Annotated in this window: 17 protein-coding genes; 11 read left to right on the top strand and 6 right to left on the bottom strand. The window is 68.9% G+C overall.

The genetic code is table 11. From position 1 onward, the window contains the following. Window positions 1-286 precede the first annotated feature (286 nt). Complete coding sequence (locus Ae717Ps2_RS30055; RefSeq protein ID WP_143510661.1) at window positions 287-1,573, top strand: protein rep; 1,287 nt, start codon at window positions 287-289, stop codon at window positions 1,571-1,573. 279 nt (window positions 1,574-1,852) lie between these two features. Here the strand turns inward: Ae717Ps2_RS30055 and Ae717Ps2_RS30050 are convergent, their stop codons facing one another. Beyond that, window positions 1,853-2,512 (bottom strand): hypothetical protein, encoded by a 660-nt coding sequence (locus Ae717Ps2_RS30050; protein WP_143510659.1) that lies wholly within the window; start codon window positions 2,510-2,512, stop codon window positions 1,853-1,855. 210 nt (window positions 2,513-2,722) lie between these two features. Next, complete coding sequence (locus tag Ae717Ps2_RS30045; RefSeq protein ID WP_075334491.1) at window positions 2,723-3,457, bottom strand: GntR family transcriptional regulator; 735 nt, start codon at window positions 3,455-3,457, stop codon at window positions 2,723-2,725. A gap of 157 nt (window positions 3,458-3,614) precedes the next feature. Here Ae717Ps2_RS30045 and Ae717Ps2_RS30040 point away from each other — a divergent pair, with 157 nt between their 5' ends. The 5 genes from Ae717Ps2_RS30040 (at window position 3,615) to Ae717Ps2_RS30020 (ending at window position 7,825) form a co-directional block, all read left to right on the top strand. After that, window positions 3,615-4,028, top strand: coding sequence for a hypothetical protein (locus Ae717Ps2_RS30040; RefSeq protein ID WP_075334490.1), 414 nt, complete (start codon window positions 3,615-3,617; stop codon window positions 4,026-4,028). Further along, the gene (locus Ae717Ps2_RS30035; protein ID WP_075334489.1) at window positions 4,028-4,222 is read left to right on the top strand and encodes a hypothetical protein; all 195 of its coding nucleotides are present in this window, start codon (window positions 4,028-4,030) and stop codon (window positions 4,220-4,222) included. Before Ae717Ps2_RS30040 ends, Ae717Ps2_RS30035 begins: the two co-directional genes overlap by 1 nt. 15 nt (window positions 4,223-4,237) lie before the next feature. Then, a complete protein-coding gene (locus Ae717Ps2_RS30030; protein ID WP_075334488.1) occupies window positions 4,238-4,723 on the top strand; it encodes a DUF3307 domain-containing protein in 486 nt (161 codons plus the stop codon). Window positions 4,724-4,807: 84 nt separating this feature from the next. After that, window positions 4,808-6,013 (top strand): hypothetical protein, encoded by a 1,206-nt coding sequence (locus tag Ae717Ps2_RS30025; RefSeq protein WP_075334494.1) that lies wholly within the window; start codon window positions 4,808-4,810, stop codon window positions 6,011-6,013. A 525-nt stretch (window positions 6,014-6,538) separates the two neighbouring features. Next, window positions 6,539-7,825 carry a protein rep gene (locus Ae717Ps2_RS30020; protein ID WP_143510661.1) on the top strand — a complete coding sequence of 429 codons (1,287 nt, stop codon included), beginning with the start codon at window positions 6,539-6,541 and terminating at the stop codon, window positions 7,823-7,825. 279 nt (window positions 7,826-8,104) lie between these two features. Here Ae717Ps2_RS30020 and Ae717Ps2_RS30015 read toward each other — a convergent pair whose 3' ends face one another. The 4 genes from Ae717Ps2_RS30015 to Ae717Ps2_RS30000 all read right to left on the bottom strand — a co-directional run bounded on the left by Ae717Ps2_RS30015 (window position 8,105) and on the right by Ae717Ps2_RS30000 (window position 9,709). Beyond that, on the bottom strand, window positions 8,105-8,764 hold the full coding sequence (locus tag Ae717Ps2_RS30015) for a hypothetical protein (RefSeq protein WP_143510659.1): 660 nt from the start codon (window positions 8,762-8,764) through the stop codon (window positions 8,105-8,107). Between the two features lie 254 nt (window positions 8,765-9,018). Continuing rightward, window positions 9,019-9,303, bottom strand: coding sequence for a UTRA domain-containing protein (locus Ae717Ps2_RS30010; protein ID WP_075334498.1), 285 nt, complete (start codon window positions 9,301-9,303; stop codon window positions 9,019-9,021). Then, window positions 9,267-9,539 (bottom strand): hypothetical protein, encoded by a 273-nt coding sequence (locus Ae717Ps2_RS30005; protein ID WP_143510663.1) that lies wholly within the window; start codon window positions 9,537-9,539, stop codon window positions 9,267-9,269. Before Ae717Ps2_RS30005 ends, Ae717Ps2_RS30010 begins: the two co-directional genes overlap by 37 nt. Beyond that, the gene (locus tag Ae717Ps2_RS30000; protein ID WP_083702643.1) at window positions 9,536-9,709 is read right to left on the bottom strand and encodes a GntR family transcriptional regulator; all 174 of its coding nucleotides are present in this window, start codon (window positions 9,707-9,709) and stop codon (window positions 9,536-9,538) included. The genes Ae717Ps2_RS30005 and Ae717Ps2_RS30000 overlap by 4 nt, the downstream gene beginning before the upstream one ends. Window positions 9,710-9,865: 156 nt before the next feature. Here Ae717Ps2_RS30000 and Ae717Ps2_RS29995 point away from each other — a divergent pair, with 156 nt between their 5' ends. The 5 genes from Ae717Ps2_RS29995 to Ae717Ps2_RS29975 all read left to right on the top strand — a co-directional run bounded on the left by Ae717Ps2_RS29995 (window position 9,866) and on the right by Ae717Ps2_RS29975 (window position 14,080). Further along, entirely contained in the window at window positions 9,866-10,282 is a 417-nt protein-coding gene (locus Ae717Ps2_RS29995) for a hypothetical protein (RefSeq protein WP_075334496.1), read from the top strand. Further along, window positions 10,282-10,476 carry a hypothetical protein gene (locus tag Ae717Ps2_RS29990; protein ID WP_075334489.1) on the top strand — a complete coding sequence of 65 codons (195 nt, stop codon included), beginning with the start codon at window positions 10,282-10,284 and terminating at the stop codon, window positions 10,474-10,476. The genes Ae717Ps2_RS29995 and Ae717Ps2_RS29990 overlap by 1 nt, the downstream gene beginning before the upstream one ends. 15 nt (window positions 10,477-10,491) lie before the next feature. Beyond that, window positions 10,492-10,977: a DUF3307 domain-containing protein gene (locus Ae717Ps2_RS29985; protein ID WP_075334488.1), complete on the top strand. Its 486-nt coding sequence runs from the start codon at window positions 10,492-10,494 to the stop codon at window positions 10,975-10,977. 142 nt (window positions 10,978-11,119) lie between these two features. Beyond that, a complete protein-coding gene (locus Ae717Ps2_RS29980; RefSeq protein WP_075334495.1) occupies window positions 11,120-12,268 on the top strand; it encodes a hypothetical protein in 1,149 nt (382 codons plus the stop codon). A 525-nt stretch (window positions 12,269-12,793) separates the two neighbouring features. Beyond that, window positions 12,794-14,080 (top strand): protein rep, encoded by a 1,287-nt coding sequence (locus tag Ae717Ps2_RS29975; RefSeq protein ID WP_143510661.1) that lies wholly within the window; start codon window positions 12,794-12,796, stop codon window positions 14,078-14,080. Window positions 14,081-14,152: the final 72 nt, after the last annotated feature.

Genomic DNA, 14,152 nt, shown 5'->3' with positions numbered 1-14,152 from the left:
CCTTCCTCGATATAGGCCGCTTGAAGGCTGGGCAGGTTCAGTCAAGGGTCGAAGATCGCGGAGCGACGGCGCAGCCGCCCTTGACGGGTTCTGATCAGCATTCGATCCTCGGCCGGTTCGAGGGAGGGCACCACGCCCTCGCAGCTGGCACCGGACCGTTTGTCGGCGTCGCCGTAGGTGTGCGCTTGGCAGTGCCGGGCCCGGCCCGCCGGCCGGAGGCTGAGGCGGGCCGGTGCCCGGCTCTGCCGGGTGCCGGACACGGCCGTCGTCGTCGTGGCGGTGTGCGGTGACGGCCGCGCTGGCTTCGGTGCGCCCTTCGGCGGCCGCGCTTGGTAACGACGCGAAAAGTGCGGCCACCGCAGGTCAGGACCACGCGGGGGCCTTCTGGGACCGCCAGGATCAGGCGCTACGCGACAAGTACCGGGCTCGCCGGGAGCTGGCCGCGATCACGAGCCTGTCGCGGGTCAAGAAGTGCGGTCGGGTCTCGACCAACGAGGGTGGAGAGGTCTCGTTGCACCACACGCCCGGACCGGAGGGGGAACCGGGCACCGCAGGCTTCGGCGGCCTGGCGACCTGCGGCAGCGTGTGGGCGTGCCCGGTGTGCTCGGCCAAGATCAGTGCGCGCCGCTCGAAGGATCTCGAACAGCTGATCAACTGGAACGCCGACCGGGGGGGCACGGTCGCACTGCTGACCCTGACGATGCGCCACCACCGGGGCCACAGCCTGCGCGAACTTCGCCGAGCGCTGAGCGCGGCGTGGCGACACCTCACACAGTCGCGGGGGTGGAAGCGGTGGAAGACGGACCTGGACATGGACTATGTCCGGGGAGTGGAGGGCACCCACACCGACCTCAACGGCTGGCACCTCCACATCCACGCCCTGTTGATCTTCCCGACCGATGTGAGCGCGGAGATTCCTGCTCTGACCTGCGAGGTCTACACCCGCTGGGCCGCGGGGCTGGCGAAGAAGGGCATGAGCGCCACCGCCGAGCACGGCATCGACGTGCGGGTCGGTAACGGCGCGGTGGAGAAGATGGGCAAGTACATCTCGAAGCTGGCCTTCGAGACCGCCGGTGGCCGGTGGAAGCGCGGCAAGCGCGGCTCCCGCACGCCGTTCCAGATCCTCGCCGACGCGATCGACACCGGCAACGAGCGCGACGTCGCGCTCTGGCAGGAGTGGGAACAGGGCAGCCACGGCATGCAGCAGCTCGTGTGGTCCAACGGCCTCAAGCAGCGCTGCGGGGTCACCGAGGTCAAGGACGAGGAGATCGCCGAAGAAGACGGAGGTGGAGAGCTGGCAGGAGTCCTCCCGGCCCGGAGCTGGAAGAAGATCTACCCGGTCGCGGAGGACCTGATCATCGCGACTCGCCACGGCGGAGTTCCCGCCGCGCGCGCCTGGCTCGACGCCCGGGGCCTGGCCTTCGAGTTCGAGGCTGACACCACCGAACGCGCCGTCCAGCTCGACCCCGGAGACGCCCCGTTTGCGTGGCTCAAAGCCGCGCTCGCGGCCGAAGACCCCGAACAGCGCCGGGAACGGCGCCGGAGCTACTACCGGCCCGCTACGGCGCTCTGAGGGCGACGGCCAGGACCGCCAGGACCGCCAGGACCTATGCATCATCTGATGATCTTCGGCCAGGGGCGTGGTCTGGGTGGGCGCCTCCGGCGGACCCAAGTTAGGCGTTTTCCTAAGGAAACGCCGTGTCGTCGATACGACGACGATGCAGCTGAACACGGTGGGTGGCTACGCGGCCTTCAAGACCATGTGATGCATAGGTGCGGTGGTGCGGTGGTGCGGTGGTGCGGTGGTGCGGTGGTGCATTTGATCTTGATCTGGGTCAGTGACGGGCTGTGGTCAGAGGACGCGCCAGCGCTCGTGTGCGGCCTGGCGGCTCATCGACGTGGCGGCGCCGATCTTGGCCCAGGAGATCCCGGCTTGGCGCGCTTCGCGTACGGCGTCGGTGAGGGCGTCGTTCGCTCGGCGGGCAGCGGCGGCTGCGGTACCGGCGACGGCAGCGGCCTCGACTAGACGAGCTCCGGGGTCGGGCTCGGGCACCGCCTGGTCCTCGACGACGACGGCCGCGGCTTCCGGCGCGGCCGTCGGCTCGACCGGCTTGGCGCGCTTGCTCGGCCGCCGTCGCTGTGGACGCTCAGATGCTCCCTGCGGCTCCGGCGGGGCGGCGGGGGTGTCTTCGGTTGGGTCCGGGGCCGACAGCGGCTCAGGGAGCCACTGACCGACGTGGGCATCCCACTCGGGGCGCAGGACCTCCCGGGTCTGAGCCCGGTACCGGCGGGTCCGCAGAGGCTGCTCGCGGGCACCGGGGGCGGTGCGCAGCTGGCCGGACCACCCGCACGAGCACGACGCGTACCGCACGTGCACTTCCACGGTGTCGTTGCTGATCGGCTCGTCGTCCTGCCCGGCGACGATCCCCAGCGCGTGACCCTCGTGCTCACCGGCAGCCGGATGCGTGGTGGTGACGTTCCAGGGGCCGCTCAAGTCCTTCACGGGAGCCATTTGTCAGTCATCCTTCCTTGACACTGTCAGTCAAGCTTGCCTGGCGAAATAACCAATCGTCAAGATAGCCTGACAATTAACTGTCAGGACAGCTTGGCAATGCTGTCAAGAAGCCCTGACGTTGCCAGTCAGGTATTACTGACAACTGATGAGTGCCGGACTGGCCGGCCAACCGCGGCGATGGGGGCTCTGCCGCGATTGGCCAGGAACCTACATCGCCACTGTGTAGGTCTGCTCTGCTCGATCACCAGTTGCTACGAAGGTGCTGGTTTCCAGCTCGATCTGGCTCGCGTCGCGCGTGGTCCGCAGCGTGATCAGCACGGGTACGCCAGGCGGGATCGACATGACGTCCCGTTCGTCCGGGTCAGGCATCCGAGTGCTCACTCGTTCGGTTGTCTGTGCAGGCTGGTATCCGGCCTCGCGCATGAACGAGTACAGGTCGGTCCGCTCGTGGGCGTCCTTGTCGGCCGGGTCGTACCCGGTCTCTGAGTGGATTCGCGCACCTACCTCGCCTGGGAGCCACTGATCGTGCAGCAACACGATGTGGCGGCCCTTGTAGTACCGCCGGACTCGGTGGACAACCCGATCCCCCCGGCCAATGCCGAGGCGCTGCGCTACTTCGTGGTTCGCGACGTCGTAGGACGCCTCGACGGTCTCGATCTTTGAGTCATCCCCGGTGGTGCTCCCCCACGCGGGATGCGCGTCTCCGGGCTGGCTGTGCATGTCCACGGTGCCGAGGTCGCGCACGACTGTTCCGACACCTGACAGCGGCGTCACCAGGCCCTCGTTGGCAAGGGCCGACACCGCGCTGCGCACGGTCTCCCGCGCTACCTCGTACGTCGCCATCAACTCGGGGAGTGCGGGGAGGGTCGACCCCGGCGGATAGGTGCCGTTGGTGATCCTTTCTCGCAGCTCGCGGGCGATCTTCTCGTACTTCCGGGCCATCGTCTGACCTCCTCTGATTCATACGTCTAGACCTTTGAGGGGACTCATGCTACGGTAGTTCTATCAGTCCAGACGTCCAGACCTTCGAGGCTGCGAACTGAGGACAAGAACCACAGGACGGTCTGGCCCCGGAGTGGCGGATCGAAAAACATGGGAGATGCGCATGTCGAACCAGGGCCCGATGAACTTCAAGATCGACCCGACGAGTTTCACGATGGTGATGGTCATGGACCTGGCGCCGAAGCTGAAGTTCGGCAGCGACACCGATCAGGAGTGCTTGCGGAACGGCACCCCGAAGTGGGTTGCCCAGGTCACGGTGGGGTTCCAGGCGTTCGGGCGGCCGTCGTTTTCGGTGCTGAACGTGACGATCGCGTCGCACGAGGACCCGCGCCACGGGTTTCAGCCCGGGATGCCCTGCGAGCTGGTCGGCTTCGAGGTCGGCGTGATGGACAAGACGATCAAGGACAAGAACACCGGTGAGGACAAGGTCGTCGGGGCGCAGGTCTACTACCGCGCCGACGCGATCCGCCCGATCGGCGGCTCGGGCCGGAAGAACGAGCAGGCCGCGTGATGGCGGGCCGCCGGTGGCCGGTGCTCGACGGCCAGATGGGCCTCGTGCTGGTGGTGCTGACCTGCACCTCGTGCCAGCACGCCGAGGAGATCCCGGACGACGGCGGCCGCCTGCCGGATCAGTGCCCCCGCTGCGACGGCTGGGCTTTCACCGGCGCACTCGTGTCGACCACCTCCACCGCTGTCGCTAGCTGATCAAGGAGCAAAGGCATGTCCGAGCGGATCGCGATCACCGTCCTGACGGCGCTGGGGGCCCTGCTGGGTCATCACGGCGGGGACTACTTGGCCCAGGACGACTGCATGTCGGCCCACAAGCAGCACCGCACCGGGCAGGGTCGCCGGGAACTTGCTCTGCACGCCTCCACCTATGCCGCGGCGCAGGCCGTCACGAAGTGGGCGTTCTACCGGACTGCCGGTGTCCGGGTCCCGTGGCTGGCCCAGCTCACCGGCGTGGTGGCGGAGGGCGTGGTGCATGCGGTGATCGATGACGGCCGTCTGCTCGCTCGGTTTGCCGCGATCCCGGGTCGCCAGCGTGACGAGCACGGCGCCCGGATCGGCCGACAGAAGCGGTTCCACGGCCTGGCTGATCACGGAGTGAACGGTCGCGCCCTGATGGATCAGGCCGTCCACCACCAGGTGCAGATCCCTGTTGGTGTCGCCGTCACTACCGCGGTCGCCGCCCTCATCGCCCGCTGAGCAACTGACCCCCGCTCGACCACGGCCCCGGCCCGGAGAACCCCCTCCCGGACCGGGGCCGTCTTCACGACAGGAGCACTGATCATGTGGAGCAGGCAGCGCGCCGAGGATCGGGCCGCCCGCGAGTTCGTCGACCGGCTGGTGAACCCGTGGCGCCGGGTCTGTGAGCGGGTTCCGGGGCTCTCGCACACGGTGCAGGTCGCCTCCGGCACCACGATCGTCATCCCGACCCTGGCCCGGGCGGACCTGTCGGGGCCGGACCCGGTGCTGGTGGTGCGCAAGATCCACGGCCAGCTCATCGAGGACTTCCGTGCTGACGAGGCGTCGCGGCGGATCGCGGCGGCGCTGGGCTATGACCGGATCCGGGTCTACCCGCGCGGATCGGAGTGGGTCCGGATCGAGCTGCTGATCGGCGACCCCCTCGACGGCGAGGTCCCGGCTCCGTTGGCCGGCCGCGGGCTGTCGGTCTCCGACGTGGAGATCACCATCGCCCGAGACGAGCTCGGCAACCCTCTGCGCCAGTCCTGGGTGGAGGGGCCGCACGTCTGCATTCAGGGCGCGACCCGCTCGGGCAAGAGCGTGTGGTGCTATTCGGCGCTGGCGCAGCTCGCCCGCCTCGACGATGTCCTGATCGCGGGGTCTGACCTGTCTGGGTTGCTTCTGGGCCGTCCCTACGTGGGTACCCGGCACCACGAGTGGCAGGCCACCGGGTCGGCCGACGTTGAGGCACACCGGGATCTGCTGGTCCGCCTGGTCGCGGAGATGGACACCCGGATCCGGAACCTGCCGCCTCGCCGGGACAAGTTCACCCGCTTCCATGCCGGGTTCCCGCTGATCGTGGTCGTGCTCGAAGAGTTCGCCGGGCTGCTGCGCCTGGCGTCGACGGCCCCGGTCGAGAAGGGCCAGCCGAAGATGCGTGAGCAGCTCCTCGCGCTCTACGGCCGCCTGGTCTCCGAGGGACACAAGGCGGGCCTGCGGCTGATGGTGGTCACCCAGCGCGCGGACGCGACCGTCGTCGGTGGTTTCGAGCGCGGTCAGCTCGGCCTGCGGATCAGCTTCCGGCTCGACGACCCGGAGGCCCTGGTGATGCTCCACGGCCAGTCCGCCCGCGATCACCTCGAGGAGCACCAGCTCGCCCCGCCCGGGGTCGCGCTGGTCCAGGCACCCGCCCGGCCGTTGGGCCGGGTCCGCGGACCGCGGCTGATGGGCCCCTCGGAGGACGCCGACTACGCCCGCTACTGGGACGAGATCGCGGACGGCGCGGCGCGCCTCCACGAGGTAGCGGCCTGATCAGGCCAGAGTTAGCAACCAGGTCGACACAGAAGTGAGCCCCCAGGACTGGCATCCCGGGGGCCCGCACGTCGGCCGGAAATGGTCACCCTGCGAAGCGATCGGAGCACCGGCCAACGTGGCTACCCACAGCGTACCTAGAGCCCCCCAGCGCGGCGCTACGCGACGAGGGCACTTCCCCACCCCGGAAACAGGCAGCGGCTCGCCCCAGCGGCTCCACAGCCCGTCTCGACGCCTGCCCTTCCTCGATATAGGCCGCTTGAAGGCTGGGCAGGTTCAGTCAAGGGTCGAAGATCGCGGAGCGACGGCGCAGCCGCCCTTGACGGGTTCTGATCAGCATTCGATCCTCGGCCGGTTCGAGGGAGGGCACCACGCCCTCGCAGCTGGCACCGGACCGTTTGTCGGCGTCGCCGTAGGTGTGCGCTTGGCAGTGCCGGGCCCGGCCCGCCGGCCGGAGGCTGAGGCGGGCCGGTGCCCGGCTCTGCCGGGTGCCGGACACGGCCGTCGTCGTCGTGGCGGTGTGCGGTGACGGCCGCGCTGGCTTCGGTGCGCCCTTCGGCGGCCGCGCTTGGTAACGACGCGAAAAGTGCGGCCACCGCAGGTCAGGACCACGCGGGGGCCTTCTGGGACCGCCAGGATCAGGCGCTACGCGACAAGTACCGGGCTCGCCGGGAGCTGGCCGCGATCACGAGCCTGTCGCGGGTCAAGAAGTGCGGTCGGGTCTCGACCAACGAGGGTGGAGAGGTCTCGTTGCACCACACGCCCGGACCGGAGGGGGAACCGGGCACCGCAGGCTTCGGCGGCCTGGCGACCTGCGGCAGCGTGTGGGCGTGCCCGGTGTGCTCGGCCAAGATCAGTGCGCGCCGCTCGAAGGATCTCGAACAGCTGATCAACTGGAACGCCGACCGGGGGGGCACGGTCGCACTGCTGACCCTGACGATGCGCCACCACCGGGGCCACAGCCTGCGCGAACTTCGCCGAGCGCTGAGCGCGGCGTGGCGACACCTCACACAGTCGCGGGGGTGGAAGCGGTGGAAGACGGACCTGGACATGGACTATGTCCGGGGAGTGGAGGGCACCCACACCGACCTCAACGGCTGGCACCTCCACATCCACGCCCTGTTGATCTTCCCGACCGATGTGAGCGCGGAGATTCCTGCTCTGACCTGCGAGGTCTACACCCGCTGGGCCGCGGGGCTGGCGAAGAAGGGCATGAGCGCCACCGCCGAGCACGGCATCGACGTGCGGGTCGGTAACGGCGCGGTGGAGAAGATGGGCAAGTACATCTCGAAGCTGGCCTTCGAGACCGCCGGTGGCCGGTGGAAGCGCGGCAAGCGCGGCTCCCGCACGCCGTTCCAGATCCTCGCCGACGCGATCGACACCGGCAACGAGCGCGACGTCGCGCTCTGGCAGGAGTGGGAACAGGGCAGCCACGGCATGCAGCAGCTCGTGTGGTCCAACGGCCTCAAGCAGCGCTGCGGGGTCACCGAGGTCAAGGACGAGGAGATCGCCGAAGAAGACGGAGGTGGAGAGCTGGCAGGAGTCCTCCCGGCCCGGAGCTGGAAGAAGATCTACCCGGTCGCGGAGGACCTGATCATCGCGACTCGCCACGGCGGAGTTCCCGCCGCGCGCGCCTGGCTCGACGCCCGGGGCCTGGCCTTCGAGTTCGAGGCTGACACCACCGAACGCGCCGTCCAGCTCGACCCCGGAGACGCCCCGTTTGCGTGGCTCAAAGCCGCGCTCGCGGCCGAAGACCCCGAACAGCGCCGGGAACGGCGCCGGAGCTACTACCGGCCCGCTACGGCGCTCTGAGGGCGACGGCCAGGACCGCCAGGACCGCCAGGACCTATGCATCATCTGATGATCTTCGGCCAGGGGCGTGGTCTGGGTGGGCGCCTCCGGCGGACCCAAGTTAGGCGTTTTCCTAAGGAAACGCCGTGTCGTCGATACGACGACGATGCAGCTGAACACGGTGGGTGGCTACGCGGCCTTCAAGACCATGTGATGCATAGGTGCGGTGGTGCGGTGGTGCGGTGGTGCGGTGGTGCGGTGGTGCATTTGATCTTGATCTGGGTCAGTGACGGGCTGTGGTCAGAGGACGCGCCAGCGCTCGTGTGCGGCCTGGCGGCTCATCGACGTGGCGGCGCCGATCTTGGCCCAGGAGATCCCGGCTTGGCGCGCTTCGCGTACGGCGTCGGTGAGGGCGTCGTTCGCTCGGCGGGCAGCGGCGGCTGCGGTACCGGCGACGGCAGCGGCCTCGACTAGACGAGCTCCGGGGTCGGGCTCGGGCACCGCCTGGTCCTCGACGACGACGGCCGCGGCTTCCGGCGCGGCCGTCGGCTCGACCGGCTTGGCGCGCTTGCTCGGCCGCCGTCGCTGTGGACGCTCAGATGCTCCCTGCGGCTCCGGCGGGGCGGCGGGGGTGTCTTCGGTTGGGTCCGGGGCCGACAGCGGCTCAGGGAGCCACTGACCGACGTGGGCATCCCACTCGGGGCGCAGGACCTCCCGGGTCTGAGCCCGGTACCGGCGGGTCCGCAGAGGCTGCTCGCGGGCACCGGGGGCGGTGCGCAGCTGGCCGGACCACCCGCACGAGCACGACGCGTACCGCACGTGCACTTCCACGGTGTCGTTGCTGATCGGCTCGTCGTCCTGCCCGGCGACGATCCCCAGCGCGTGACCCTCGTGCTCACCGGCAGCCGGATGCGTGGTGGTGACGTTCCAGGGGCCGCTCAAGTCCTTCACGGGAGCCATTTGTCAGTCATCCTTCCTTGACACTGTCAGTCAAGCTTGCCTGGCGAAATAACCAATCGTCAAGATAGCCTGACAATTAACTGTCAGGACAGCTTGGCAATGCTGTCAAGAAGCCCTGACGTTGCCAGTCAGGTATTACTGACAACTGATGAGTGCCGGACTGGCCGGCCAACCGCGGCGATGGGGGCTCTGCCGCGATTGGCCAGGAACCTACATCGCCACTGTGTAGGTCTGCTCTGCTCGATCACCAGTTGCTACGAAGGTGCTGGTTTCCAGCTCGATCTGGTCGCGTCGCGCGTGGTCCGCAGCGTGATCAGCACGGGTACGCCAGGCGGGATCGACATGACGTCCCGTTCGTCCGGGTCAGGCATCCGAGTGCTCACTCGTTCGGTTGTCTGTGCAGGCTGGTATCCGGCCTCGCGCATGAACGAGTACAGGTCGGTCCGCTCGTGGGCGTCCTTGTCGGCCGGGTCGTACCCGGTCTCTGAGTGGATTCGCGCACCTACCTCGCCTGGGAGCCACTGATCGTGCAGCAACACGATGTGGCGGCCCTTGTAGTACCGCCGGACTCGGTGGACAACCCGATCCCCCGGCCAATGCCGAGGCGCTGCGCTACTTCGTGGTTCGCGACGTCGTAGGACGCCTCGACGGTCTCGATCTTTGAGTCATCCCCGGTGGTGCTCCCCCACGCGGGATGCGCGTCTCCGGGCTGGCTGTGCATGTCCACGGTGCCGAGGTCGCGCACGACTGTTCCGACACCTGACAGCGGCGTCACCAGGCCCTCGTTGGCAAGGGCCGACACCCGCGCTGCGCCACGGTCTCCCGCGCTACCTCGTACGTCGCCATCAACTCGGGGAGTGCGGGGAGGGTCGACCCCGGCGGATAGGTGCCGTTGGTGATCCTTTCTCGCAGCTCGCGGGCGATCTTCTCGTACTTCCGGGCCATCGTCTGACCTCCTCTGATTCATACGTCTAGACCTTTGAGGGGATCATGCTACGGTAGTTCTATCAGTCCAGACGTCCAGACCTTCGAGGCTGCGAACTGAGGACAAGAACCACAGGACGGTCTGGCCCCGGAGTGGCGGATCGAAAAACATGGGAGATGCGCATGTCGAACCAGGGCCCGATGAACTTCAAGATCGACCCGACGAGTTTCACGATGGTGATGGTCATGGACCTGGCGCCGAAGCTGAAGTTCGGCAGCGACACCGATCAGGAGTGCTTGCGGAACGGCACCCCGAAGTGGGTTGCCCAGGTCACGGTGGGGTTCCAGGCGTTCGGGCGGCCGTCGTTTTCGGTGCTGAACGTGACGATCGCGTCGCACGAGGACCCGCGCCACGGGTTTCAGCCCGGGATGCCCTGCGAGCTGGTCGGCTTCGAGGTCGGCGTGATGGACAAGACGATCAAGGACAAGAACACCGGTGAGGGACAAGGTCGTCGGGGCGCAGGTCTACTACCCGCGCCGACGCGATCCCGCCCGATCGGCGGCTCGGGCCGGAAGAACGAGCAGGCCGCGTGATGGCGGGCCGCCGGTGGCCGGTGCTCGACGGCCAGATGGGCCTCGTGCTGGTGGTGCTGACCTGCACCTCGTGCCAGCACGCCGAGGAGATCCCGGACGACGGCGGCCGCCTGCCGGATCAGTGCCCCCGCTGCGACGGCTGGGCTTTCACCGGCGCACTCGTGTCGACCACCTCCACCGCTGTCGCTAGCTGATCAAGGAGCAAAGGCATGTCCGAGCGGATCGCGATCACCGTCCTGACGGCGCTGGGGGCCCTGCTGGGTCATCACGGCGGGGACTACTTGGCCCAGGACGACTGCATGTCGGCCCACAAGCAGCACCGCACCGGGCAGGGTCGCCGGGAACTTGCTCTGCACGCCTCCACCTATGCCGCGGCGCAGGCCGTCACGAAGTGGGCGTTCTACCGGACTGCCGGTGTCCGGGTCCCGTGGCTGGCCCAGCTCACCGGCGTGGTGGCGGAGGGCGTGGTGCATGCGGTGATCGATGACGGCCGTCTGCTCGCTCGGTTTGCCGCGATCCCGGGTCGCCAGCGTGACGAGCACGGCGCCCGGATCGGCCGACAGAAGCGGTTCCACGGCCTGGCTGATCACGGAGTGAACGGTCGCGCCCTGATGGATCAGGCCGTCCACCACCAGGTGCAGATCCCTGTTGGTGTCGCCGTCACTACCGCGGTCGCCGCCCTCATCGCCCGCTGAGCAACTGACCCCCGCTCGACCACGGCCCCGGCCCGGAGAACCCCCTCCCGGACCGGGGCCGTCTTCACGACAGGAGCACTGATCATGTGGAGCAGGCAGCGCGCCGAGGATCGGGCCGCCCGCGAGTTTCGTCGACCGGCTGGTGAACCCGTGGCGCCGGGTCTGTGAGCGGGTTCCGGGGCTCTCGCACACGGTGCAGGTCGCCTCCGGCACCACGATCGTCATCCCGACCCTGGCCCGGGCGGACCTGTCGGGGCCGGACCCGGTGCTGGTGGTGCGCAAGATCCACGGCCAGCTCATCGAGGACTTCCGTGCTGACGAGGCGTCGCGGCGGATCGCGGCGGCGCTGGGCTATGACCGGATCCGGGTCTACCCGCGCGGATCGGAGTGGGTCCGGATCGAGCTGCTGATCGGCGACCCCCTCGACGGCGAGGTCCCGGCTCCGTTGGCCGGCCGCGGGCTGTCGGTCTCCGACGTGGAGATCACCATCGCCCGAGACGAGCTCGGCAACCCTCTGCGCCAGTCCTGGGTGGAGGGGCCGCACGTCTGCATTCAGGGCGCGACCCGCTCGGGCAAGAGCGTGTGGTGCTATTCGGCGCTGGCGCAGCTCGCCCGCCTCGACGATGTCCTGATCGCGGGGTCTGACCTGTCTGGGTTGCTTCTGGGCCGTCCCTACGTGGGTACCCGGCACCACGAGTGGCAGGCCACCGGGTCGGCCGACGTTGAGGCACACCGGGATCTGCTGGTCCGCCTGGTCGCGGAGATGGACACCCGGATCCGGAACCTGCCGCCTCGCCGGGACAAGTTCACCCGCTTCCATGCCGGGTTCCCGCTGATCGTGGTCGTGCTCGAAGAGTTCGCCGGGCTGCTGCGCCTGGCGTCGACGGCCCCGGTCGAGAAGGGCCAGCCGAAGATGCGTGAGCAGCTCCTCGCGCTCTACGGCCGCCTGGTCTCCGAGGGACACAAGGCGGGCCTGCGGCTGATGGTGGTCACCCAGCGCGCGGACGCGACCGTCGTCGGTGGTTTCGAGCGCGGTCAGCTCGGCCTGCGGATCAGCTTCCGGCTCGACGACCCGGAGGCCCTGGTGATGCTCCACGGCCAGTCCGCCCGCGATCACCTCGAGGAGCACCAGCTCGCCCCGCCCGGGGTCGCGCTGGTCCAGGCACCCGCCCGGCCGTTGGGCCGGGTCCGCGGACCGCGGCTGATGGGCCCCTCGGAGGACGCCGACTACGCCCGCTACTGGGACGAGATCGCGGACGGCGCGGCGCGCCTCCACGAGGTAGCGGCCTGATCAGGCCAGAGTTAGCAACCAGGTCGACACAGAAGTGAGCCCCCAGGACTGGCATCCCGGGGGCCCGCACGTCGGCCGGAAATGGTCACCCTGCGAAGCGATCGGAGCACCGGCCAACGTGGCTACCCACAGCGTACCTAGAGCCCCCCAGCGCGGCGCTACGCGACGAGGGCACTTCCCCACCCCGGAAACAGGCAGCGGCTCGCCCCAGCGGCTCCACAGCCCGTCTCGACGCCTGCCCTTCCTCGATATAGGCCGCTTGAAGGCTGGGCAGGTTCAGTCAAGGGTCGAAGATCGCGGAGCGACGGCGCAGCCGCCCTTGACGGGTTCTGATCAGCATTCGATCCTCGGCCGGTTCGAGGGAGGGCACCACGCCCTCGCAGCTGGCACCGGACCGTTTGTCGGCGTCGCCGTAGGTGTGCGCTTGGCAGTGCCGGGCCCGGCCCGCCGGCCGGAGGCTGAGGCGGGCCGGTGCCCGGCTCTGCCGGGTGCCGGACACGGCCGTCGTCGTCGTGGCGGTGTGCGGTGACGGCCGCGCTGGCTTCGGTGCGCCCTTCGGCGGCCGCGCTTGGTAACGACGCGAAAAGTGCGGCCACCGCAGGTCAGGACCACGCGGGGGCCTTCTGGGACCGCCAGGATCAGGCGCTACGCGACAAGTACCGGGCTCGCCGGGAGCTGGCCGCGATCACGAGCCTGTCGCGGGTCAAGAAGTGCGGTCGGGTCTCGACCAACGAGGGTGGAGAGGTCTCGTTGCACCACACGCCCGGACCGGAGGGGGAACCGGGCACCGCAGGCTTCGGCGGCCTGGCGACCTGCGGCAGCGTGTGGGCGTGCCCGGTGTGCTCGGCCAAGATCAGTGCGCGCCGCTCGAAGGATCTCGAACAGCTGATCAACTGGAACGCCGACCGGGGGGGCACGGTCGCACTGCTGACCCTGACGATGCGCCACCACCGGGGCCACAGCCTGCGCGAACTTCGCCGAGCGCTGAGCGCGGCGTGGCGACACCTCACACAGTCGCGGGGGTGGAAGCGGTGGAAGACGGACCTGGACATGGACTATGTCCGGGGAGTGGAGGGCACCCACACCGACCTCAACGGCTGGCACCTCCACATCCACGCCCTGTTGATCTTCCCGACCGATGTGAGCGCGGAGATTCCTGCTCTGACCTGCGAGGTCTACACCCGCTGGGCCGCGGGGCTGGCGAAGAAGGGCATGAGCGCCACCGCCGAGCACGGCATCGACGTGCGGGTCGGTAACGGCGCGGTGGAGAAGATGGGCAAGTACATCTCGAAGCTGGCCTTCGAGACCGCCGGTGGCCGGTGGAAGCGCGGCAAGCGCGGCTCCCGCACGCCGTTCCAGATCCTCGCCGACGCGATCGACACCGGCAACGAGCGCGACGTCGCGCTCTGGCAGGAGTGGGAACAGGGCAGCCACGGCATGCAGCAGCTCGTGTGGTCCAACGGCCTCAAGCAGCGCTGCGGGGTCACCGAGGTCAAGGACGAGGAGATCGCCGAAGAAGACGGAGGTGGAGAGCTGGCAGGAGTCCTCCCGGCCCGGAGCTGGAAGAAGATCTACCCGGTCGCGGAGGACCTGATCATCGCGACTCGCCACGGCGGAGTTCCCGCCGCGCGCGCCTGGCTCGACGCCCGGGGCCTGGCCTTCGAGTTCGAGGCTGACACCACCGAACGCGCCGTCCAGCTCGACCCCGGAGACGCCCCGTTTGCGTGGCTCAAAGCCGCGCTCGCGGCCGAAGACCCCGAACAGCGCCGGGAACGGCGCCGGAGCTACTACCGGCCCGCTACGGCGCTCTGAGGGCGACGGCCAGGACCGCCAGGACCGCCAGGACCTATGCATCATCTGATGATCTTCGGCCAGGGGCGTGGT

Source organism: Pseudonocardia sp. Ae717_Ps2 (assembly GCF_001932475.1).
In the GTDB taxonomy this organism is placed as follows: Bacteria; Actinomycetota; Actinomycetes; order Mycobacteriales; family Pseudonocardiaceae; genus Pseudonocardia.
This window is presented reverse-complemented; position numbering and strand designations above follow the sequence as displayed.

Excerpts from the sequence above, each read along its gene's own strand:
- Ae717Ps2_RS30050 (WP_143510659.1), bottom strand. The coding sequence starts at position 2,512 with ATGGCTCCCGTGAAGGACTTGAGCGGCCCCTGGAACGTCACCACCACG.
- Ae717Ps2_RS30045 (WP_075334491.1), bottom strand. The coding sequence starts at position 3,457 with ATGGCCCGGAAGTACGAGAAGATCGCCCGCGAGCTGCGAGAAAGGATC.
- Ae717Ps2_RS30040 (WP_075334490.1), top strand. The coding sequence starts at position 3,615 with ATGCGCATGTCGAACCAGGGCCCGATGAACTTCAAGATCGACCCGACG.
- Ae717Ps2_RS30035 (WP_075334489.1), top strand. The coding sequence starts at position 4,028 with ATGGCGGGCCGCCGGTGGCCGGTGCTCGACGGCCAGATGGGCCTCGTG.
- Ae717Ps2_RS30030 (WP_075334488.1), top strand. The coding sequence starts at position 4,238 with ATGTCCGAGCGGATCGCGATCACCGTCCTGACGGCGCTGGGGGCCCTG.
- Ae717Ps2_RS30025 (WP_075334494.1), top strand. The coding sequence starts at position 4,808 with ATGTGGAGCAGGCAGCGCGCCGAGGATCGGGCCGCCCGCGAGTTCGTC.
- Ae717Ps2_RS30015 (WP_143510659.1), bottom strand. The coding sequence starts at position 8,764 with ATGGCTCCCGTGAAGGACTTGAGCGGCCCCTGGAACGTCACCACCACG.
- Ae717Ps2_RS30000 (WP_083702643.1), bottom strand. The coding sequence starts at position 9,709 with ATGGCCCGGAAGTACGAGAAGATCGCCCGCGAGCTGCGAGAAAGGATC.
- Ae717Ps2_RS29995 (WP_075334496.1), top strand. The coding sequence starts at position 9,866 with ATGCGCATGTCGAACCAGGGCCCGATGAACTTCAAGATCGACCCGACG.
- Ae717Ps2_RS29990 (WP_075334489.1), top strand. The coding sequence starts at position 10,282 with ATGGCGGGCCGCCGGTGGCCGGTGCTCGACGGCCAGATGGGCCTCGTG.
- Ae717Ps2_RS29985 (WP_075334488.1), top strand. The coding sequence starts at position 10,492 with ATGTCCGAGCGGATCGCGATCACCGTCCTGACGGCGCTGGGGGCCCTG.